The sequence below is a fragment of the Streptomyces monomycini genome, from assembly GCF_022271435.1.
GTDB lineage: Bacteria > Actinomycetota > Actinomycetes > Streptomycetales > Streptomycetaceae > Streptomyces > Streptomyces monomycini.
The window spans coordinates 105406-128544 of record NZ_JAFIQY010000007.1 but is presented as its reverse complement, the minus strand read 5'-3'; the positions used below and the strand labels follow the sequence as shown (position 1 = coordinate 128544).

3 protein-coding genes are annotated in these 23139 nt (G+C 74.3%); all 3 read right to left on the bottom strand.

Features of this window, described 5'->3' with window-relative positions:
• Nucleotides 1-44: 44 nt before the first annotated feature.
• The 3 genes from JXZ78_RS40720 to JXZ78_RS11605 are packed head-to-tail and all read right to left on the bottom strand — an operon-like array spanning nt 45 to nt 22926.
• Nucleotides 45-4493 (bottom strand): non-ribosomal peptide synthetase, encoded by a 4449-nt coding sequence (locus tag JXZ78_RS40720; protein ID WP_238782903.1) that lies wholly within the window; start codon nt 4491-4493, stop codon nt 45-47.
• Nucleotides 4478-12043, bottom strand: a complete 7566-nt coding sequence (locus JXZ78_RS11610) for a non-ribosomal peptide synthetase (protein WP_275127686.1) — start codon at nt 12041-12043, stop codon at nt 4478-4480. The genes JXZ78_RS40720 and JXZ78_RS11610 overlap by 16 nt, the downstream gene beginning before the upstream one ends.
• On the bottom strand, nt 12031-22926 hold the full coding sequence (locus tag JXZ78_RS11605; protein WP_238782901.1) for a non-ribosomal peptide synthetase: 10896 nt from the start codon (nt 22924-22926) through the stop codon (nt 12031-12033). The genes JXZ78_RS11610 and JXZ78_RS11605 overlap by 13 nt, the downstream gene beginning before the upstream one ends.
• Nucleotides 22927-23139: the final 213 nt, after the last annotated feature.

Below are 23139 nucleotides of genomic sequence, written 5' to 3'. Positions count from 1 at the left end.
TTGTCGCCGCCCCGTCACCGGGGCCGTTGTCGCGGGGTGTCGGGTCATGTGCGGTCGCTCACCTTCGGGCGGAGGGCGCCGTCCGCGGGTGCGGCGGGTGCGATGCCGGGGCAGGCCGACCGTCGTGGTGGGGCCGGCGGATCCGTCCGGAGCCTGCCGATCCTGACCGCGGGCTCCGCCGCGACCTGTCGCAGTACGCCGGTCAGCTCGACCGCGAAGGCCTCGGCGGTCCGGCGCTCGTACACGTCGGCGCTGTACCGGACGACGCCTTCCACTCCGGCCGGGCCGCTCCCCGGGGTCCGCAGCTCGCGCAGGGTGACGGCCAGTTCGCTGCGGGCCGCGCCCCGGTTGCGGTGCGCGGGGTGCAGGGACTGTGCCGTCAGCCCCGGCAGGTCCCAGGGCGGTTCGGGCAGGTTCTCCATGCCGGTGATCATCTGGAACGGGCGGTGCCCCAGGCGTTCCTCGACGAGCTGGGACGGCAGGTCCTGGTGGGCGTAAGCGGCGAGGTCGGCCGCGCGGACCCGCCGGACGAGCTCCGCGAACGTCGGGTCGCCGCCCGCGTCCGCGCGGAGCACCAGGTGGTCGGCGAACAGGCCCACCACGTCGCTCGTCGCGTGGTCGGCCCGGCCTGCCGAGACCGTGCCCATCGGTACGTTCACCGCGCCCCGCCGCGCCCACAGGGCGGCGATGGCCGCCCGCAGCACCATGAACAGGGTCGCCCGTTCGCGCCGGGCGGTCTCCAGCAGTGCCCGGTGCGCGGTCTCGTCGAGCGCGAAGGGGACGCTGCCGCCCAGGCCGCTGGGTTCGGCCGGCGGTGTCCGGTCCCGGCGGAGCAGGGGCGCCTCCGGCAGGTCGGCGAGTACGCCGGTCCAGTACGCGAGGCGCTGTCCGAACGGGCTGTCCGGCTCGTCCAGGCGGGCTGCCTGCTCGTTGAGGCGTACGGCGAAGTCGGCGTACTGGACGGGCAGCGGCGCCCACCGCGGCTCGCCGCCGGCTGCCCGCGCGGCGTACGCGGTGGACAGGTCGCGGGCGATCAGCCCGGTCGACCAGCCGTCCGCGGCGATGTGGTGCACCACGATCTGGAGCACGTGGTCGTCGGGCGCGAGAGCGAAGAGGGCAGCCCGGCTCGGTGGCCCGGAGGCCAGGTCGAAAGGCTGGGCGCGGGCCGCTTCCAGCGCCCCGGGCAGCTCGTCCTCGGTGACGGGGACGGCGGTCAGCCGCGTCCGGCGGGGGTCGGTGACCTCCTGCCCGCCGGTCTCCGGGAAGCGGGTGCGCAGGGCTTCGTGCCGGGTCACCACGTCCTGCCAGGCCGCTTCGAGCGCGTCCGTGCGCAGCGGGCCGCCGAGGCGGACCGTCAGCGGGATGTTGTACCGGCTCTCGCCGGAGAGCATGGACCGCTGGCCGGGGGTCAGCGGTATGACGTCGGGGCGCGGCCCGGGAGCCGGTCCGTGCCGGTCGCCGGTGCCCGCCAGCCGGGCCGCCAGGGCGGCCGGGGAGGGTGCTTCGAAGAGCATCCGTACTTCGAGTTCCTTGCCGAGGACGGCCTGGACGCGGCCGGCCAGGCGGGTCGCCAGCAGGGAGTCGCCGCCGAGGTCGAAGAACCCCTCCTCGGCGCCGGCCCGGGGCACACCCAGGACTTCGGCGAACAGGGCACAGAGAATTTCTTCCACGGGCGAGCCGGGGCCGCGTCCGCTGTAGCCGGACGGCTGGTCGGGGGCGGGCAGCGCGGCCCGGTCGACCTTGCCGTTGGCGGTCAGCGGCAGTGCGTCCAGGACGACGGTCGCCGAGGGGACCATGTAGTCCGGCAGCCGCTCGGCCACGAAGTCCCGCGTCCCGGAGGCGTCCCCGACGACGTACGCGATCAGCCGTTTGTCCCCGGGCCGGTCCTCGCGCACGATCACCGCCGCCTGCCGCACCCCCGGGCACTGCCCGAGTACGGCTTCGACCTCGGCGGGCTCGATACGGAAGCCCCGCACCTTCACCTGGTCGTCGGCCCGCCCGAGGAAGACCAGGTTCCCGTCGTGGTCCCGGCGCACCAGGTCACCGGTCCGGTACATCCGCCCACCGCCGTACGGGCACGCCACGAACCGCTCGGCGGTCAGCGCCGCCCGGCCGAGGTACCCCCGGGCGACTCCCTCCCCGGCGATGTACAGCTCCCCGGTGACCTCGGGCGGCACCGGCCGCAGCGCCGCGTCCAGCACGTACACCCGTACCGCGGCGCGCGGCCCGCCGATCGGCAGGACGGCCGGGGCGGGTGCGCCGGGCCCGACGACGAAGGCGGTGGCGCACAGGGTGGTCTCGGTCGGCCCGTACAGATGGCTGACGGTGACGTCGGGGCAGGCGTCCCGTACCCCGGCGACGGCCTCGGCCGGTACCGCGTCGCCGCCCGTCAGGACGTGTTGGAGACCGGCGAAGCACTCGGGGGTCTCCTGCGCGAGGACGCGGAACAGTCCGGCCGTGAGGTGCACGGCCGTCAGCCCGTGGTCGGTGACCAGTCGGGCCAGCGTCTTCGCGGTGAGGCCGGCCGGCGGCGCGATCACCACACGGCCGCCGTTGAGGAGCGGCACCCACAGTTCGAGGGTGGCGGCGTCGAAGGTGTGCGGTGCGTGGAAGAGGACGCGGCCTGCGGCGATGCCGTCCCAGCAGGGGTCCTGGGCCAGGGCGGCGACGTTGCCGTGGGTGGTGACGACGCCCTTGGGCGTGCCCGTGGACCCGGAGGTGTACATCACGTACAGGCCGGAGTCCGGTGTCACCCGGGCCGTGAGCGGAGCGGCGGAGCGGTGGCGCACCGCGTCCTCGACGTCGGCCTCCGTCAGGACGACTGCGGACGCGGCGTCGTCGAACAGCGTGCGTACCCGCCTGGCCGGCTGGGCGGTGTCCACCGGCACGGCCACTGCGCCCGCCTTGGCGATGCCCAGCAGGGCGACGACCAGTTCGGGTGAGCGGGCGAGCGTGACGACGACCCGGTCCCCCGGCCGGGCGTCGGACGCGTGCAGGTGCCGGGCGACCTGGTTGGCCCGGGCGTCGAGGTCGCCGTACGTCAGGGTCGTCTCCCCGGAGACCACCGCTGTCTCGTGCCGGTGCTGCCGTACGGCCCGTTCGAAGAGGCCGGTGACGGTCGTCGGCGCGGGCCCGGGGGCGCCGGTACTCACGCCGTGCAGCAGCCGGTCCCGTTCGCCGTCGACGAGGATGTCGAGGTCACCGGCGCGGACGTCCGGGTCGGCGACCAGCTGTCGCAGGATGCCGGTGAACCGGTCGGCGAGGAGCCGTGCGCTCCGGGCGCCGATCAGTTCGGGGCGGTGTGTCAGAAGGAACAGCAGCTCGGGGCCCGGGAAGGCGGCCAGGCTGACCGGGTAGTGGCTGACGTTGTGGCCGCGTACGGGGGTGAGCTTCAGCGGCGGCCCGTTCTCCTCCTCCGGTGCCCCGCGCGGGAAGCTCTCGTAGACCAGCAGGCTGTCGAACCCGGCTCCGGGGCCGCCGGCCTTCTGGATCTCGCTGAGCCCGAGGTACTGGTGGGACATCAGGGCGCCCTGCCGGGTCTGCACCTCGGTGAGCAGGGCGGACACCGGCCGGGAGGCTGTCAGCGGGACCCGTACCGGAACGGTGTTGATGAAGAGCCCGAGCATGGACTCGACACCGCGCAGCTCGGCGGGCCGGGCGGCCACGGTCGCGCCGAACACCACGTCGTCCCGGCCCAGCAGGCGGCCGAGGAGCAGCGCCCAGGCTCCCTGGACGAAGGTGTTGGGGGTCAGGCCGTGGCGGCGGGCGAGTTCGGTGAGCGCCTCGGTGGCCGGCTGGTCCAGTTTCGTGTGCACCTGGCCGTGCCCGGCGGCGGACGGCGGACGGCCGGCCGCCGGTGCCAGCAGCGTCGGCTCGCGGAGCCCGGCGAGGTCGGCCCGCCAGGCGGCGCGGGCCGAGTCCTTGTCCTGGGCGTTCAGCCAGCCGAGGTAGTCGCGGTAGGGCGTCACGGGCGGCAGGCCGGCGGGGTCGCCGCCCGCCGCGTAGAGAGTCCACAGCTCGCGCTGGAGGGTCGGCAGCGACCAGCCGTCCATCAGGATGTGGTGGTTGGTGAGGACGAGCCGGTGTCTGGCCGGTCCGAAGCGGAGCAGGACGAGCCGGAGCAGCGGCGGTACGGCCAGGTCGAAGCGCCGGGCGCGTTCCTCGTCCGCGAGGCGTTCCGCGGCGGCGAGGGCGTCCTGGGGCGGCCTGCCGGTCAGGTCGACGTTCCGCCAGGGCAGTTGTACGCGGGCCGGGATGACCTGGACGGGGTGTTCGAGGCCCGGTGGCTGGCGGAAGCAGGCCCGCAGGGTGGCGTGCCGGGCCACCAGGGCCTGCCAGGACGCCCGCAGCGCGGCCGCGTCGAGGTCGCCTTCGATGTCCAATACGTCCTGGACCACGTAGGTGTCCTCGGCCTGCCCGTCGTACAGGGAGTGGAACAGCAGTCCCTCTTGCAGCGGTGTCAGCGGCCACACGTCTTCTATGCGGCGGTCCACGGCATACCTCCTTCACCGGGTACTTCGTTGAAGTCGTCCTCCAGCGCCTCCAGCTGACCCAGCGTCAGGTCGACCAGCGGCAGGTCGGAGGGGGTCAGGCCGCCCGCGTCCGGTGCTTCGGCGAGTGCGGCCAGGCCGGCCAGCAGGCCGGTCCAGCGGTCGGCCAGCCGGACGGCGCCGTCCTCGGTGAGGGCGCCCGCCAGCCACGACACCAGCAGCACCAGCTCCGGGCCGCCGTCGCCGTCGCGGACCAGGCCGCCGAACTCCAGCGCGTGCGGGACGGGCAGCTCCGGGTCGGCGTCGGCGCCCATGGAGCGGGGGCCGGCCGGCTGCCAGTCGCCCGCCTCCTGGCCCGCGACGGAGAACCGGCCCAGGTAGTTGAATCCGGCCGTGGGTACGGGCAGCCCGTCCCCGTACGACCGTCCCGCCTGTTCCTTGACCCGCTTGAGCAGCCGGCCGGCGGCCGGACCGCCCGCGCGCACCTCGTCGAAGTCGGTGACACCCGCGTCCAGCCGGACCGGGCGCAGGGTGGTGAACCAGCCCACCGTGCGCGACAGGTCCAGGTCGCCGTCGCGGCCGTGCCCCTCGATGTCCAGGTCGACCGGGCCCGGCCGTTCCTCGGTGAGGGCGGCGGTGAGCGCGGCGAGCAGGACGTCGCCCGTCGTGGCGTGGAAGGCCGCGGGGACGGTGGTCAGCACCGCGGACGCCGTGCGTGCGGGCACGGTGAACGTCCGCTGCCGCATCTGCCCTTCGGTGCCCTGCGCCGGGCCGGCGGGCCGCGGTGGCCCCGCTGCCTCCGCCGCCTGCCGGGCGTACGTGCGGAACGAGACGGCCACCGGGGCCAGCTGCCCTTCCGGATCGGTCCAGGCCGCGGCGAGGTCCGGCAGCAGGATGCGCCAGGACACCGCGTCGAAGACCAGGTGGTGGACGACGACCGCGAGCCGTCCCGGCCGTCCGCTCCCCCGGTCGAACCAGACCGCCCGCAGGGTGGTGCCGGTCCGCGGATCGAGGCGGCCGGACGCCGCCCGCGCCTCGATGTCGATCAGCTCCTCCAGCGCCTGTTCCGACAGCCCTTCGGCGTCCACGCGCCGGACCCGGTCCGGCACCGCTGCCGCGTCACCGACTTCCAGGTACGGCTCGGCGTCACCCGGGACGACCAGGCGGGCCCGCAGCATCGCGTGGTGGTCCACCACCTTCTCGACGGCCCGCGTCAGCCGGGCCGGCCCGGCGTCGGCGGGGACGCGTACGACGGTCCACTGCGCGAACCTGGCGGCCAGCGTGTCCGGGCCGCCGCGCGCGGTCAGCTCCCGCATGACCGGAGTGAGGGGGACGGTTCCGTGGCCGTCCTCGTGCTGGATCCCGTCCTCCGTGACGGGCTCGGCGACCAGGGCCAGGGCCTCGGGGGTCTTCTGCTGGAAGACGTCGGATGCGCTGATGCGGTATCCGGCCTTGGCGGCGCGGGCGACGAGCAGCAGGGAGACGATGCTGTCCCCGCCGAGGGCGAAGAAGCTCGCGTCCGCGGCGACCGGGCAGGCGTGCCCCCCGTCTTCCGCTTCCGGTGTCCCGAGGCCCAGGAGTTCCGCGAACAGGCGGCAGAAAAGCGTTTCGAGCGGGGTGCGGGGGGCGCGCCCCGCAGACGCCGCCGCGTAGTCGGGTGCGGGGAGTCCGGCCCGGTCGACCTTGCCGTTGACGGTAAGCGGCAGCGCTTCCAGCACGATCGTCGCCGAGGGGACCATGTAGTCCGGCAGCCGCTCGGCCACGAAGTCCCGCGTCCCGGAGGCGTCCCCGACGACGTACGCGACCAGGCGCTTGTCGCCGGGCCGGTCCTCCCGGACGACGACGGCGGCCTGGTCCACGCCCGGGCACTGCCCGAGAACGGCCTCGACCTCCGCCAACTCGATACGGAAGCCCCGCACTTTCACCTGATCGTCGGCCCGCCCGAGGAAGACCAGATTCCCGTCCCGGCCCCAGCGCACCAGGTCACCGGTCCGGTACATCCGCCCACCACCGTACGGGCACGCCACGAACCGCTCCGCCGTCAGCGCCGCCCGGCCGAGGTAGCCCCGCGCGACACCCTCCCCGGCGATGTACAGCTCACCCGGCACCCCCACCGGGACCGGCCGCAGGAACCGGTCCAGGGCGAAGACCGCGAAGCCGTCGCGCGGGCGGCCGATCGGCAGGACGGACGGGACCGGTGTGCCGGGTGTGACGGTGTGGGTGGTGGCGCACAGGGTGGTCTCCGTCGGCCCGTAGAGGTGGTGCACCTCGGCGTGCGGGCAGGCGTCGGCCACCCGGGCGACCGCTTCGGCGGGCACCACGTCACCGCCGGTCAGCACGTGCCGCAGCCCCGCGAAGCACTCGGGGGTTTCCTGCGCCAGCGCCCGGAACAGCCCGGCCGTCACGTGCACCGCCGTCACCGCGTGCTCCGCGACGAGCCCGGCGAGCGTCCCGCCGTCCATGTCCACGGCGGGCGCGACCACGACACAGCCGCCGTTCAGCAGCGGCACCCACAGCTCGAAGACGGACGCGTCGAAGGCGTGCGGCGCGTGGAACAGCACCCGGCCCGTGCCGATGCCGCCCCAGCACGTGTCGCGTGCGAGGGCCGCCGCGCCGCCATGGGTGACCAGCACGCCCTTGGGCGTCCCGGTCGAGCCGGAGGTGTACATCACGTACAGGCCGGACGGCGGTGCCACGTGCACGGGCGGCGGGGACGCGGGGAAGCCGTCGAGCGCTTCCCGCGCCCCGGCCTCGGTCACCACGAGCGCGGGGGCCGAGTCCTCCAGCAGGTGCCGCACCCGCTCGGCCGGATAACCGGTGTCGACGGGGACGGACACGGCTCCCGCCTTGGCGATGCCGAGGAGGACGGTCACCAGCTCGGCGGTGCGCGGCAGCAGCACCGCCACCCGGTCCCCCGGGCCGACGCCCTGCGCGTGCAGGTGGTGCGCGTAACGGTTGGCGCGTGCGTCCAGTTCCCGGTAGGTCAGGGTCAGCGCGCCCGACACGACGGCCGGTGCGTCCGGGTGGCGGGCCGCGACCTCCTCGAACACGGCGGGAACCGTGCGTTCCGCGGCGCCGGTGCCCGGCTGCCCGATGTTCACCCCCGAGACGAGGTGGTCGCGCTCGCCGTCCAGCAGGATGTCCAGGTCCCCCACCCGGGCCCGGGCGTCGCCGGCGAGCCGGCCGAACACCTCCACCAGCCGGGTGGCCAGGGCCTGCGCGGTGACCGGGTCGAACAGGTCGGTGGCGAACTCCAGCAGGCCGTCGAGGCCGCCTCCGTCGGGGCGCTCCCGCAGCACCACGGACAGGTCGAACTTCGAGGAGGCCAGTTCCACCGGGACGGCTTCGGCGCCGAGCCCGGGCGCCGTGAACGCCGTGTCCGGTGCGTTCTGGAGGGCGAAGGCGACCTGGAAGAGCGGGTGCCTGGCCAGCGAGCGGACCGGGTTCAGGACGTCCACCAGGTGCTCGAAGGGGACGTCCTGGTGGGCGTAGGCGGCGAGGTCGGTCTCCCGTACGCGGCCGACCAGCTCGGTGAAGGAGGGGTTGCCGCTGACGTCCGTACGCAGCACCAGCGTGTTGAGGAAGTTGCCCACAAGGCCGTCGAGGGTCTCGTCGGTACGTCCGGCGACAGGCGTTCCGAGTGCTACGTCCTCGGCGCCGCCGAGCCGGGACAGCAGCACCGCGACGGCGGCCTGCGCGACCATGAACAGCGTCGCGTCGCACTGCCTGGCGATCTCCAGGAACCGCCGGTGCACGGCGGCGTCCACGGTGAACGGGAGCATCGCGCCCCGGTGACTGGCCGTGGCGGGGCGGGGCCGGTCGAAGGGCAGCTCCAGTTGTTCGGGGAGGTCGGCGAGGGCGCGGGTCCAGAAGTCGAGCTGCTTGCCGAAGAGGCCGTCCTCGGTGCCCCGGTCGAGCAGTTCGCGCTGCCAGAGGGTGAAGTCGGCGTACTGGACGGGCAGCGGCACCCAGCCGGGCGCACGGCCCTCGGACCGTGCCGCGTACGCCGCCGACAGGTCCCGCGTCAGAACGCCCATGGACCAGCCGTCGGCGGCGATGTGGTGCACCACGATCAGCAGGACGTGCTCGGCGGGCGACACCTCGAACAGCGTGACCCGCCACGGCAGTTCCGTGTCGAGCCGGAACCCGCGGGCGGCCTCGGCGGCCAGCGCCGCGTCCACCGTCTCCTCGGCGACGGCGGTCACGGGTATCCGTGCCGGTACGGCTGCCAGGATCTCCTGGCGGGCGCTGCCGCCGTCCTCCGGGTAGCGGGTGCGCAACGTCTCGTGCCGGGCCACGACGTCGCTCCAGGCGACTTCCAGCGCCGTGACGTCCACCTCTCCCGTCAGCCGGACGGCGAGCGGAATGTTGTTGGTCGCGCTCGGCCCTTCGAGGCTGTGCAGGAACCACATCCGCTGCTGCCCGAACGACAGCGGCAGCGGATCGGGGCGTTCGGCCGGGACCAGCGCCGGCCGTACGGCCTCGAACTCGTCCAGCCGCCCGACGAGCCCGGCGACCGTGGGCGCCTCGAACAACGCCCGTACCGAAATCTCCGCCCCCAGCGCGCCCTTCACCCGGCTCGCCAGCCGCATCGCCAGCAGCGAGTCCCCGCCCAGGTCGAAGAACCCGTCGTCGATACCGACCCGGGCCGTGTCCAGCCCCAGCACCTCGGCGAACAGCCGGCACAGGATCTGCTCCTGGGGCGTGCGGGGCACGCGGTCCGAGGCGGCTGCCGCTGCCGCGTAGTCGGGGGCGGGGAGCGCGGCCCGGTCGACCTTTCCGTTGACGGTGAGTGGCAGCGCGTCCAGGACGACCGTCGCCGAGGGCACCATGTGGTCCGGCAGCCGCTCGGCCGCGAACTCCCGTAGGCGGGTGGCCTCTCCGACGACGTACGCGACGAGGCGCTTGTCGCCCGGCTGGTCCTCGCGCGCCAGTACCGCGACCTGCGCCACACCCGGGCACTGCCCGAGGACGGTCTCGACCTCGGCCGGTTCGATGCGGAAGCCGCGGATCTTCACCTGGTCGTCGGCCCGGCCCAGGAAGACGAGGTTGCCGTCCCGGTCCCAACGCACCAGGTCACCGGTCCGGTACATCCGTCCGCCACCGTACGGGCACGCCACGAACCGCTCGGCCGTCAGCGCCGCCCGGCCGAGGTACCCCCGCGCGACCCCGCTGCCGGCCACATACAGCTCCCCGGCGACACCCACCGGAACCGGCCGCAGGAAACTGTCCAGAACGAACACCCGTACGCCGTCCCGAGGTCCTCCGACGGGGAGGGCGGAGGGCACCTTCGCGCCGGGGCCGAGGGCGAGGGCGGTCGCGCAGAGGGTGGTCTCCGTGGGGCCGTAGAGGTGGCGTACCGTCACTACCGGGCAGGCGTCCATGACGCTCGCCACGGCTTCGGCGGGGACCACGTCGCCGCCGGTCAGGACGTGCTGGAGGCCCTGGAAGCAGTCTGGGGCCTCCTGCGCCAGCACCCGGAACAGCCCGGCGGTCACGTGGACGGCCGTCAGCGCGTGCTCGCCGACCAGGCGGGACAACGCCGCGCCGTCCAGGTCCACTTCTGGCGCCACCACCACGCACCCACCGTTCAGCAACGGCACCCACAGCTCGAACGTCGAAGCGTCGAAGGCGTACGGCGCATGGAACAGGACGCGCCCCGTCGTCCCGATGTCACCCCAGCAGGAGTCCAGCGCCAGCCCCGCCACACCCCCGTGCGTCGCGACCACACCCTTGGGCGTGCCTGTCGACCCGGAGGTGTACATCACGTACAAGGCCGACTCCGGCGACAGCCCACCCGGCAGCGGAACGGCCGAGAAGGGCCCGCGGGCAGCCTCGCGCACCTCCGCCTCCCCCACCACCAGCACCGGACCCGCGTCCGCCAGCAACCACTCCACCCGCTCCGCCGGATACGACAGATCCACCGGCACGAAAACAGCCCCCGCCTTCGCCACACCCAGCAGAACGACCACCAACTCCACCGACCGCGCAAGCGCCACACCCACCCGGTCGCCGCGGACCACCCCCTTGGCCCGCAGGTACCAGGCGAATCGATTCGCCCGCGCGTCCAGCTCCTCGTAGGTCAGGGTCTCCGCCGCGGACACCACCGCCGCTTCCCGCGCGTACCGCCGCGCGGTCCGCGCGAAGAGGCCGGGCACGGTCGTCGGTGCGGCGCCCGGGGCACCGGTGTTCACGCCGTGCAGCAGCCGGTCCCGTTCGCCGTCGACCAGGACGTCGAGGTCGCCGATCCGGGTGGCCGGGCCGGCGGCCAGCTGTCCGAGGACGCGCACGAGGCGGTCGGCCAGGAGCTGGGCGTCGGCGCGGGTGAACAGGTCGGGACGGTAGGTCAGCCGGAAGCGCTCGGACATCGCGGTGAACGTCAGCGGGTAGTGCGCGGCGTCCCGGCCGCCGACGCTCGCGAGGTCGAGGTCCCCCGACACCGATCGTGCGGTGGTCCCGGTCAGGTCGAGGAGGTCGACGGGGTAGTTCTGGAAGACGGTCAGGGTGTCGAACAGGGTCCGGGTCCCGGCGGTGTTCTGGACCTCGGCCAGGCTCAGGTGTTCGTGCGGCAGCAGCGCCGCCTGTGCCTCCTGGAGGCGGGTGAGCAGCTGGGCGACGGTGTCGGTGGGCGACCAGCGGGCCCGTACCGGCAGGGTGTTGATGAACAGGCCGACGGTGGTGTCGATGCCCGGGATCTCCGGCGGGCGCCCGGCCGTGGTCCCGCCGAAGACCACGTCGTCGCGTCCGGTCAGGGTGCCGAGCAGCACGGCCCACGCGCCGCGCATCACGGTGCTCATGGTGACCCCGTTGCGGCGGGCCAGCGCCGCGAGGTCCGTCACCAGCGGGGCGGGCAGTTCGACCCGTACCTCGTCGGGGTCGACCGGCGCGCGGCTGCCCGTCTCCGGTGCGACGAGGGTGGGACGTGCCCCGCGTAGCGCCTGCCGCCACGCTTCGGTGGCGGCCGCGCTGTCGCGGCGGGCCAGCCAGGCGAGGTAGCTGCGGTACGGGGTGACCGGCGGGAGGGCGTGCTCGTCGCCGCCGTTGCGGTACAGCTCGACCAGTTCGTTCGCGATGATCGACGTCGACCAGCCGTCGCAGAGGATGTGGTGGACGGTCAGCACGACGCGGGTACGGGTGTCGGCGACGCGGATGGCGGTCAGTCGCAGCAGGGGCGGTGCCGCGAGGTCGAAGCGCCGGGTCCACTCCGCGCGTACCGCCTCGTCCAGGGTGTCCGCACGCCGGCCGGCCGGGACGGTGCGCAGGTCCAGTTCCTGCCACGGGAGGTCCGCGCGCTGCGGGACGATCTGCACCGTGTCGCCGGACTTCAGGGTGCGGAACCCGGCCCTGAGGGTCGGGTGCCGGCGTAACAGCGCGTGTCCCGCCGACCTGAGGGCGTCCGTGTCGAGAGGGCCGTCCAGGTCCAGGACCACCTGGCCCCGGTAGATGTCCGTGGCCTCGGCGTCGTACAGGGCGTGGAACAACATGCCCTTCTGCATCGGCGCGAGCGGCCATATGTCGGCCAGTCCGGGCTTGCTCACGGCTACTTTCCCCATTCCGTTTCGAGCTGGTCGATGTCGTCCTGCGTCAGGGCGACAAGGTCGAGGTCCGACGGGGTACGCCCGCCCGCGCCCGCCTGCGCGGCGCACGCCACCAGGGCCTCGGCGGCCCGGAACCACGCGTGGCCGAGCCGCCGCATGTCGGCCTCGGAGACCAGCGCCGGGTCCCAGGCCCAGTGCGCCGTCAGCCGGGGCCCGTCGTCGGTGTCCACGGTGCGGGCGTCGAGGTCGACCGGGTGGGTGCGTACGCCTTCGGGCGGGCGGGCGTCGCCGGTGGCGGTCCACGCGGTGGCCGCCCGGCGCTCGTCCGCGGCGGGGACGCGGCCGAGGTAGTTGAACAGCAGTGACGGCGTGGCGAGTCCGGCCAGGGCCGGGGCCGTCCGCGCGTTCAGGTGGCGCAGCAGTCCGTGGCCGATGCCGTGCTCGGGCAGCTCCCTGAGCTGTTCCTTGACGCGTTTGAGCACGGCCCCCGGGTCGGCGGCGCCGGTGCGGGCTCCGGGTTCCGTCCCGCCCGGGTCGAGCCGGACCGGGTGGACGCTGGTGAACCAGCCGACCGTACGGGACAGGTCGGTGCCGGGGGCGAGGCCGCTCTCGCGGCCGTGCCGCTCCAGGTCCACCAGAACGGCGCCGGAACGGCCGCGCCAGTCGGCGACCGCGAGCACCAGTGCGGCGAGGAGCACTTCGGTGACCTCGGCGTGGAAGGCCGCCGGGACGGTGGTGAGCAGGGCTGCCGACGTGTCGGGGGCCAGGGTCATGCGCAGTTCCCCGGACCCGCCCGGCCCGGTGGGCGTGGCCGGCAGCAGCGGGGCGGTGGGCGCGCCGACCCGCTGCCAGAGCGGCAGTTCGGCGGTACGGGCGGGGTCGTGGGCGGCCTGCCGCAGCAGGCCCGCCCAGCGGCGGAAGGACGTACGGACCGGTGGCAGGGCCGGGGTGGTGCCCGCCTGGACCGCCTCGCAGGCGAGCGCCAGGTCGTCGAGGAGGATGCGCCAGGACGCGCTGTCCACGCACAGGTGGTGGGCGGCGAGGAAGAGCCGGCCCGGCCGGTGCGGGCCCGCGTCGAACCGGACGGCTTGCAGGACGGTGCCGGCGCGCGGGTCGAGCCGGCCGGTCGCGGCGGCGCACTGCTCACGGACGATCGTCGCCGTGATCTGCTCGGCCGGTCCGGGCAGCCGTACGGTCCGCAGCAGGTCCGCCGCCTGGACGGAACCCGGCGGCCTGATGTGCAGAGCGCCGGTGTCGTCGGGGCCGAGGCGGAGCCGCAGGGCGCCGTGGTGGTCCAGGACGGCTTGCAGGGCGGTGGTGAGGTCGGCGGCGGTCAGGCCGGTGGGGGTCCAGACCATGACGGTCTGGTGCAGCGGCCCGGCCAGGGCCTGCCGGTCGGCGAGCTGCCGCATGACCGGGGTGAGGGGGACGGGACCGTCGCTGTCGTCGTGCCGGGTCTCCTCCTCCGTGACGGGCCGGGCGGCGAGCGCGAGGGCTTCCGGGGTCTTGTGCTGGAAGACGTCGGTCGCGCTGATCCGGTACCCGGCCCGGGCGGCGCGGGCGACGAGTTGCAGGGAGATGATGCTGTCGCCGCCGAGTTCGAAGAAGTTGGCGTCGGCGCCGATGCCGAAGGCCGGTGCCGGGGCCTCGGGGGCCGCCGGGGATGTGGGGGCTGCCGGGGGCCGCGGGGCGCCGGGGTGCGGGCCGGCCAGGCGCGGGACGACCGGTTCCGGCACGTCCGGGCGCGGTAGGTCCGGTGGCCGGACGTCCGGCTGCGGGACGGGCGGCTCGGCACGCGCGTCCGGCGTCACCAGCCCGAGAACCTCCGCGAAAAGGCCGCAGAACAGCGTTTCGAGCGGGGTGCGGGGCGCGCGTCCGGCGGACGCCGCCGCGTAGTCGGGTGCGGGCAGCGCGGCCCGGTCGACCTTGCCGTTGTCCGTGACGGGCAGCGCGTCGAGGGTGACGACGGCGCCGGGGATCATGTAGTCCGGCAGCCGCTCGGCCGCGAAGTCCCGTACGCCGTCCGCCTCCCCGACGACGTACGCGACCAGGCGCTTGTCGCCGGGCCGGTCCTCCCGGACGACGACGGCGGCCTGGTCCACGCCGGGGCACTGCCCGAGGACGGCTTCGATCTCGGCCGGCTCGATACGGAAACCCCGTACCTTCACCTGGTCGTCGGCCCGGCCCAGGAAGACGAGCCTGCCGTCCCGGTCCCAGCGCACCAGGTCGCCCGTCCGGTACATCCGCCCACCCCCGTAGGGGCACGCCACGAACCGCTCCGCCGTCAGCGCCGCACGCCCGAGGTAGCCCCGCGCGACACCCTCCCCGGCGACGTACAGCTCACCCGCCACGTCCGTGGGCACCGGGCGCAGCAGCGGGTCCAGGGCGAAGACGCGTACGCCGTCGCGCGGGCGTCCGATCGGCAGGACGGAGGGTGCTTGCGTGCCGGGGGCGAGGGTGTGGGTGGTGGCGCACAGGGTGGTCTCGGTCGGGCCGTACAGGTGGTGGACGGCGACGCCGGGGCAGGCTTCGGTGACGCGGGCGACGGCTTCGGCAGGGACCACGTCACCGCCGGTCAGGACGTGCTGGAGGCCCTTGAAGCAGTCGGGCGTCTCCTGCGCCAGCACCCGGAACAGCCCGGCGGTGACGTGGACGGCCGTCAGCGCGTGCGCGTCGGCCAGCCGGGTCACCGTCTCCCCGTCCAGGTCCAGCGGCGGCGCGACGACCACGCGACCGCCGTTGAGCAGCGGCACCCACAGCTCCAGGGTGGACGCGTCGAAGGTGTGCGGGGCGTGGAAGAGCGTCCGGCCGCTGCCGATGCCGTGCCAGCAGGGGTCGAGGGCGAGCGCGGTGACGTTCGCGTGCGTCGCGAGGACGCCCTTGGGCGTCCCGGTCGAGCCGGAGGTGTACATCACGTACAGCCCGGAGTCCGGCGCGACCTGCGCGGCCGGCGGGGCGGCCGGGAAGTACCGCAGTGCCTCCAGCACTTCGGAGCGCGTCATGACCAGGACGGGCTCGGCGTCCTCCAGCAGGAACCGCACCCGTTCGACCGGGTACGCCGTGTCGAGGGGCACGGCCGTCGCGCCCGTCTTGGCGATGCCGAGCAGTACGGCGACCAGCTCCGCCGAGCGGTCGAGCAGCACGGCGACCCGGTCGCCGGCGGTGACGCCCTTCGCGAGCAGGTACTGGGCGCAGCGGTCGGCCCGCGCGTCCAGTTCCCGGTAGGTCAGCGTGCCGTCGGCGGACTCCACGGCCACCGCGTCGCCGTGCCGGGCGACGACCCGTTCGAAGCACTGCGGCACGGTCGCGTCCCGGGCGTCCGCCCGGCGTGGCGCCACCGCCGCCGTGACCCGGGTCCGCTCGTCGTCACCGAGCACGTCCACCGCACCGGCCCGTACGGCGGGGTCCGCGGTGACCTGGTCGAGCACCCGCAGCAGCCGGGCCACCAGCCGTTGCGCCGTGGCGGGGTCGAACAGGTCGGTGGCGAACTCCAGGTAGCAGTCCAGGCCCGCGGGGGCGCCGTCGGAGTCCCGGCGTTCCCACATCAGGACGGACAGGTCGAACTTCGAGGTGGACATCCGCACCGGTACCGGCCGGGACTCCAGCCCCGGGGCGTCGAAGTGCGTCTCGGGCGCGTTCTGGAGGGCGAAGGCGACCTGGAAGAGCGGGTGCCTGGCCAGCGAGCGGACCGGGTTCAGCACTTCCACCAGGTGCTCGAAGGGCAGGTCCTGGTGGGCGTAGGCGGCGAGGTCGGTCTCCCGTACGCGGCCGACCAGCTCGGTGAAGGAGGGATTGCCGCCGATGTCCGTCCGCAGCACCAGCGTGTTGAGGAAGTTGCCGACCAGGTGGTCCACGGCCTCGTCCGTACGGCCCGCGACGGGTGTGCCGAGCGGGATGTCCTCCCCGGCGCCGAGCCGGGACAGCAGCACCGCGACGGCGGCCTGCGCGACCATGAACAGCGTCGCGTCGCACTCGCGCGCGATCTCCGTCAGGCGCCGGTGCGCCGTGGCGTCCACCGTGAAGGGCAGGAACGCTCCCCGGTGGGTCGCCACCGGCGGTCGGGGCCGGTCGAACGGCAGCTTCAGGTGTTCGGGCAGGCCCGCCAGGGCCTCGGACCAGAACGCGGACTGCCTGCCGAACAGGCCGTCCGGGGTGTCCTGGGTGAGCAGGTCGCGCTGCCAGACGGTGAAGTCGGCGTACTGGACGGCCGGCGGTGCCCAGCCGGGCGCGCGGCCCGCGGCCCGTGCGGCGTAGGCGGTCGCCAGGTCGTCGGCCAGGACGCCCATGGACCAGCCGTCGGCGGCGATGTGGTGCACCACGATCAGCAGGACGTGATCAGTGGGCGGCACCTCGAACAGGGTCACGCGCCACGGCAGTTCGTGCTCGATGTGGAAGCCCTGCTCGACACCGGCGGCCAGCGCCCGTTCCACGTCGTCCGCACCGATCCGGACGGTGGCGAGGTGTACGGGCACCTCGGCGGCGGCCACGATGTCCTGCCGCGCGCTGTCGCCGTGCGCGGGGTAGCGGGTGCGCAGCGTCTCGTGCCGGGCCACGACGTCGGCCCAGGCCGCCTCCAGCGCCGTGACGTCCAGCTCTCCCGTCAGCCGGACGGCGAGCGGGATGTTGTTGGTCGCGCTCGGTCCTTCGAGGCTGTGCAGGAACCACATCCGCTGCTGCCCGAACGACAGCGGCAGCGGATCGGGCCGGTCCACCGGTACGAGTACGGGCCGCACGGCCTCGAACTCGTCCAGCCGCCCGGACAGCCCGGCGACCGTGGGCGCCTCGAACAGCGCCCGTACCGGGATCTCCGCCCCCAGCGCACCCTTGACCCGGCTCGCCAGCCGCGTCGCGAGCAGCGAGTCCCCGCCGAGGTCGAAGAACCCGTCGTCGATGCCGACCCGGGCCGCGTCCAGCCCCAGCACCTCGGCGAACAGCCGGCACAGGATCTGCTCCTGCGGGGTACGGGGAGCGCGGGCCGACGACTCCGCCGTGGCGTAGTCGGGGGCGGGCAGCAGCGCCCGGTCGACCTTTCCGTTGGCCGTCAGCGGCAGCGCGTCCAGGACGACCGTGGCCGACGGGATCATGTGGTCCGGCAGCCGCTCGGCCGCGAACTCCCGGATGTTCGAAGCGTCCCCGACGACGTAGGCGACGAGGCGCTTGTCGCCGGGCCGGTCCTCCCGGACGACGACGGCGGCCTGGTCCACGCCCGGGCACTGCCCGAGGACGGCCTCGACCTCGGCCGGTTCGATGCGGAAGCCGCGGATCTTCACCTGGTCGTCGGCCCGGCCCAGGAAGACGAGGTTGCCGTCCCGGCCCCAGCGCACCAGGTCGCCCGTCCGGTACATCCGCCCACCGCCGTACGGGCACGCCACGAACCGCTCGGCGGTCAGCGCCGCCCGGCCGAGGTACCCCCGCGCGACACCCCGCCCGGCCACGTACAGCTCCCCGACAACCCCCACCGGCACCGGCCGCAGAAAGCCGTCCAGAACGAACACCCGCAGGCCGTCCCGGGGCGCGCCGATCGGCAGCACCGGTGGCACCTTCTCACCTGGCTCGATGACGTACGTGGTGGCGCACAGGGTGGTCTCGGTCGGCCCGTACAGGTGGCGGATCTCGGTGCCGGGGCACGCCTCGGCCACTCGGGCGACGGCTTCGGCAGGCACCACGTCGCCGCCGGTCAGGACGTGCCGGAGGCCGGTGAAGCACTCCGGAGTCTCCTGCGCCAGCACCCGGAACAGCCCCGCGGTCACGTGGACGGCCGTCAGCGCGTGCTCACCGACCAGACGGGACAAGGTCCCGCCGTCCAGGTCCACTTCTGGCGCCACCACCACGCACCCACCGTTCAGCAACGGCACCCACAGCTCGAACGTCGAAGCGTCGAAGGCGTACGGCGCATGGAACAGGACGCGCCCCGTCGTCCCGATGTCACCCCAGCAGGAGTCCAGCGCCAGCCCCGCCACACCCCCGTGCGTCGCGACCACACCCTTGGGCACACCTGTCGATCCGGAGGTGTACATCACGTACAGCGCCGACTCCGAAGACACCTCCACCGGCAACGCAGCGGCCGGGAAACCGCCGAGCGCCGCCTCGCGCACCTCCGCCTCCCCCACCACCAGCACCGGACCCGCGTCCGCCAGCAACCACCCCACCCGCTCCGCCGGATACGCCAGATCCACCGGCACGAAAACAGCCCCCGCCTTCGCCACACCCAGCAGGACAACCACCAACTCCACCGACCGCGCAAGCGCCACACCCACCCGGTCACCGGAGGCCACGCCCCTGGAGCGCAGGTACCGGGCGAACCGGTTGGCCCGCGCGTCCAGTTCGCCGTACGTCAGCGACGTGGCGCCCGCCGTCACGGCGGTGTCGGCGCGGGACCGCAGCACGGTGGCGTCGAACTGGCCGAGGACCGTACGGGCTCCGGTGTCCGCCGCACCGACGTTGACGCCGGTGACGAGCCGCCGCCGCTCCTCGGGGGCCAGCAGTTCGACCTCGCCGACCCGCAGCTCCGGGTCGCCGGCCACCTGGTCGAGCACCGCGAGCAGCCGGGTGACCAAACTCTGCGCGCCGTCCGGGTCGAAGAGGTCGGTGGCGAACTCCAGGTAGCCGTCGAGGCCGGAGCCGCCGGGCCGCTCCCCCAGGCCGAAGACCAGGTCGAACTCGACCGTGGCCGGGGGCACCGGGACCGGTTCCGTGCCGAGGCCGGGCAGGTCCCACGCGGGGTGCAGCTCGTCCTCCAGCACCAGCAGCACCTGGAACAGCGGGTGCCGGGCGGTCGAACGGGCGGGCTTCAGCGCCTCCACGAGGTGTTCGAACGGGAGGTCCTGGTGGGCGTAGGCGGCGAGGTCGGCGTCCCGGGCACGCGCCACCAGTTCGGTGAAGGTCGGATCGCCCCCGGCGTCGGTGCGCAGCACCAGAGTGTTGAGGAAGAACCCGACGACGCCGTCCAGGGACTCGTCGGCGCGGTCCGTGACGGGGGTGCCGAGCGGGATGTCCTCGCCCGCGCCGAGCCGGGACAGCAGCAGGACGACCGCGGCCTGCGCGACGGTGAACAGGGTGGTGTCGCACGCGCGGGCGACGGCGCCGAGCCGCTGGTGCGTCCGGGCGTCGACGGTGAACGGCAGCACGGCGCCGCGGTGGCTCGCCGTGGCCGGGCGCGGCCGGTCGGTGGGCAGTTCGATGTGGTCCGGCAGGCCGGCCAGTGCCTCGGTCCAGTGGGCGAGCTGGGTGTCGAGCAGGCCGTCGGCGCTGTCGAGGAGCGCGTGCTGCCAGAGGGTGAAGTCGGCGTACTGGACGGGCAGGGGCGCCCAGCCGGGCGCGCGACCCGCGCTTCGCGCCGTGTACGCCGTCGACAGGTCGCGGGCCAGGACGCCCATCGACCAGCCGTCGGCGGCGATGTGGTGCACGACCACCAGGAGTACGTGGGCGTCGGCGGACAGGGCGAACAGGGTGGCCCGCCGGGGCGGTGCCGTGTCGAGGGTGAAGCGGCGGCCGATGTGCTCGGTCAGTACGGCGTCGAGCGATTCCTCGTCGGCGGAGACGACCGGCAGCTCCGGGGCGTCCTCCGGTCGGCCACCGTCCAGCACCAGCTGGTGCGGTACGCCGTCCCGCTCCGGGAAGACCGTACGCAGCGGCTCGTGGCGCGCGATCACGTCCGCCCAGGCGGCGCGGAGCGCGGGCAGGTCCAGGCTGCCGGTCAGCCGGACGGCCATGGCCATGTTGTAGGCGCCGGTGTTCTCCAGCCGGTTCGCGAACCACATGCGCTGCTGCCCGAACGACAGTGGCAGGATCTCCGGCCGCCGTTCCGCGACCACGCGGGGACGGCCGGTGCCCAGTTCGTCGAGCAGCCCGGCCAGCCCCGCGACCGTAGGCGTCTCGAACAGCACGGCGAGGGGGATCTCGACGCCCAGGGCGGTGCGGGCCCTGCTGGTCAGGCGCATGGCCAGCAGGGAGTCGCCGCCCAGGTCGAAGAACCGGTCGTCGATCCCGACCCGGTCCAGGCCCAGGATTTCGGCGAAGAGCCGGCACAGGGTCTGTTCCTGCGGGGTGCGGGGCGGCCGGTCCGAGACGGCCTTCGCGCGGTCGGGGGCGGGCAGCGCGGCCCGGTCGACCTTGCCGTTGGCCGTCAGCGGCAGCGCGTCCAGGGGGACGACGGTGCCGGGAACCATGTGGTCCGGCAGGTGCCCGGCGGCGAAGTCCCGTACGCCGTCCGCCTTCCCGACGACGTACGCGACCAACCGCTTGTCACCGGGCCGGTCCTCGCGGACGACGACGGCGGCCTGCTCCACGCCCGGTGCCCGGCCGAGGACGGCCTCGACCTCGCCCGGCTCGATCCGGAAGCCCCGGACCTTCACCTGGTCGTCGGCGCGGCGCAGGAAGACCAGACGGCCGTGGCGGTCCCAGCGCACGAGGTCGCCGGTGCGGTACATCCGCCCGCCGCCGTACGGGCAGGCGACGAAACGTTCCGCGGTGCGCGCGGGGCGGTTCAGGTAACCGGGGGCCACGCCCCGCCCCGCGACGTACAGCTCACCGGCGACGCCGGGCGGTACCGGGCGCAGGGCCCGGTCCAGGACGAAGACCCGTACGCCGTCGCGCGGTCCGCCGATCGGGAGCACCACCGGTGCCTTCGCTCCCGGCGGGACGGTGTACGTGGTGGCGCACAGGGTGATTTCCGTGGGTCCGTACAGGTGGTGCAGCGTGGCGTCCGGGCACGCTTCGGTGACGCGGGCGACGGATTCGGCGGGGACCACGTCGCCGCCGGTCAGGACGTGCCGGAGGCCCCTGAAGCAGTCGGGCGTCTCCTGGGCCAGCAGCCGGAACAGTCCGGCCGTGACATGGACGGCCGTCAGCGCGTGGGCGGCGGTCAGCCGGGCCAGGGCGCTCCCGGTCAGCTCCGCCTCCGGTGCCACCACGACGCACCCGCCGTTGAGCAACGGCACCCACAGTTCGAACGTCGAAGCGTCGAAGGCGTGCGGGGCGTGGAAGAGGACACGCCCGGAGCCGATGTCGTCCCAGCACGTGTCCAGGGCGAGTGCCGCGACGTTGCCGTGGGTGGCCGTGACGCCCTTGGGCGTGCCCGTCGAACCGGAGGTGTACATCACGTACAGGCCCGACTCCGGCGAGATCCGTACCGGGAGCGGTGCGGCCGAGAAGTCCCGCAGGAAGGCTTCCCGCAGCGCCTCGTCCCCGCTCACGACCAGCGTGGGGGCGGAATCCTCCAGCAGGTACCGCACCCGCTCGGCCGGGTAGGACGGGTCCACCGGTACGGCCAGCGCACCGGCCTTGGCGATGCCCAGCAGGGCGACGACCAGCCCGGCGGAACGGGGCAGCACGACGCCGACGCGGTGGCCCGGAGCCACTCCCCCGGCGTGCAGGTACCGGGCGAACCGGTTCGCCCGCGCGTCGAGTTCCGCGTACGTGAGGGTGTCCGCGTCCGAGACGACCGCGGCCGCGTCCGGGAAGCGGGCGGCGATCTCCGTGAAGCGTGCGGGGACGGTCGTGTCGGGGGCGGCCGCCCGGCCGGTGTTCACCTCGGTGAGCAGCCGCGCTTCCTCACCGTCGAGCAGGACGCCGGTCTCGCTCACCCGCAGCGCCGGGTCCGCGGTGACCTGGGCGAGGACCGCGGTGAGCCGGGCGGCCAGCAGGGCGGCCGTCTCCCGGTCGAAGAGTTCCGCGTTGTGCCAGAGCCCGCCGTCGATGCCGTCGGGCCGGCCGTCCGCGTCGTGGCGTTCGGTCAGGCTGAGGTAGAGGTCGAAGAGGCCGAACGTCAGATCGTCGCGCGCCGCCTCGATACCGACCCGCTCCGGTACGGCGGTCAGGCCGGGCAGGTCCCAGGCCGAGCCGGGCGAGTCCTCCATCACCAGCAGCACCTGGAAGAGCGGGTGGCGGGCCAGCGAGCGGTCCGGGTTGAGCACGCCGACGAGGTGTTCGAAGGGCAGGTCCTGGTGGGCCTCGGCGGCGCGGCCGGTGGCGCGGACCCGCCGCACCAGGTCGGTGAAGGCGGGGTCTCCGGAGAGGTCCGTGCGCAGGACCAGGGTGTTGGCCACGAAGCCGACCAGGTCCCGGAGCGTCGGGTCGGTCCGTCCGTCGACCGGGGAGCCGATGGGGATGTCGTCCCCCGCGCCCAGGCGCGAGAGCAGGACGGCGAGCGCGGCCCGCACGACCGTGAGCGGGGTGGCGTCGCAGTCGTCCGCGATCTTCAGCAGGGCCCGGTGGGTGTCCGGCGGGATGCGGACCGGCACCGAACTCCCCTCGTGCCGGGGTTCGGCGGGACGCGGCCGGTCGCAGGGCAGGTCCAGCTGGGCGGGCAGGCCCGCCAGGGCCTGGCGCCAGTGGGCGAGCTGCCGCCCGTACACGCTCTCCGGGTCCTGCTCGGCACCGAGCAGTTCCTGCTGTCGCCGGGCGAAGTCGGTGTACGCGACGGGCAAGGGCGGCCAGTCCGGCGTCCGGCCCTGCGACCGGGCGGCGTAGGCGCGTGACAGATCCCGGGCCAGCACCTCCAGGGACCGGCCGTCCACGGCGATGTGGTGCACGACCAGCAGCAGTACGTGCTCGCGCGGGGAGAGGGCGTACAGCGTCGCCCGGCACGGTGGTTCGGCCCGCAGGTCGAACTCCCGGCCCGCTTCGGCGGCGAGGACCGCCGCCAGTTCCTCCTCGGTGACGCCTCGGTCACCGAGTCCGGCCGGCGGCTCGTCCCGCACCTGCTGCCAGGTCTCCCCGTCCGCCTCGGCGAAGACCGTACGCAGTGCCTCGTGGCGCCCGACGACGTCGGCCCACGCTGCCTCCAGCGCCGCCTTGTGCAGCCTGCCGACGAGCCGGACCGCCAGGGCCATCGTGTACGCGGCGCCCGCGTTCTCCAGCCGGTTGACGAACCACATCCGCTGCTGACCGAACGACAACGGAATCCCCGTCGGTTCCGTCCGGTCACCGCGGTTATTCCCGTTTGTGCGCACGCCGAGCTCCCCCCGGTGAATTGCAACGCCGCGCGCCACACCGTTATCCGGGGCGCGCGGCGGCAGCTCTTGCGGCGAACATACCCGTAACGCGCCGGACCCGCGCAGTGTCCAGACAGCGGAATATTGACGTCCAGAAGAAGGGGAATTCCCAGCGGC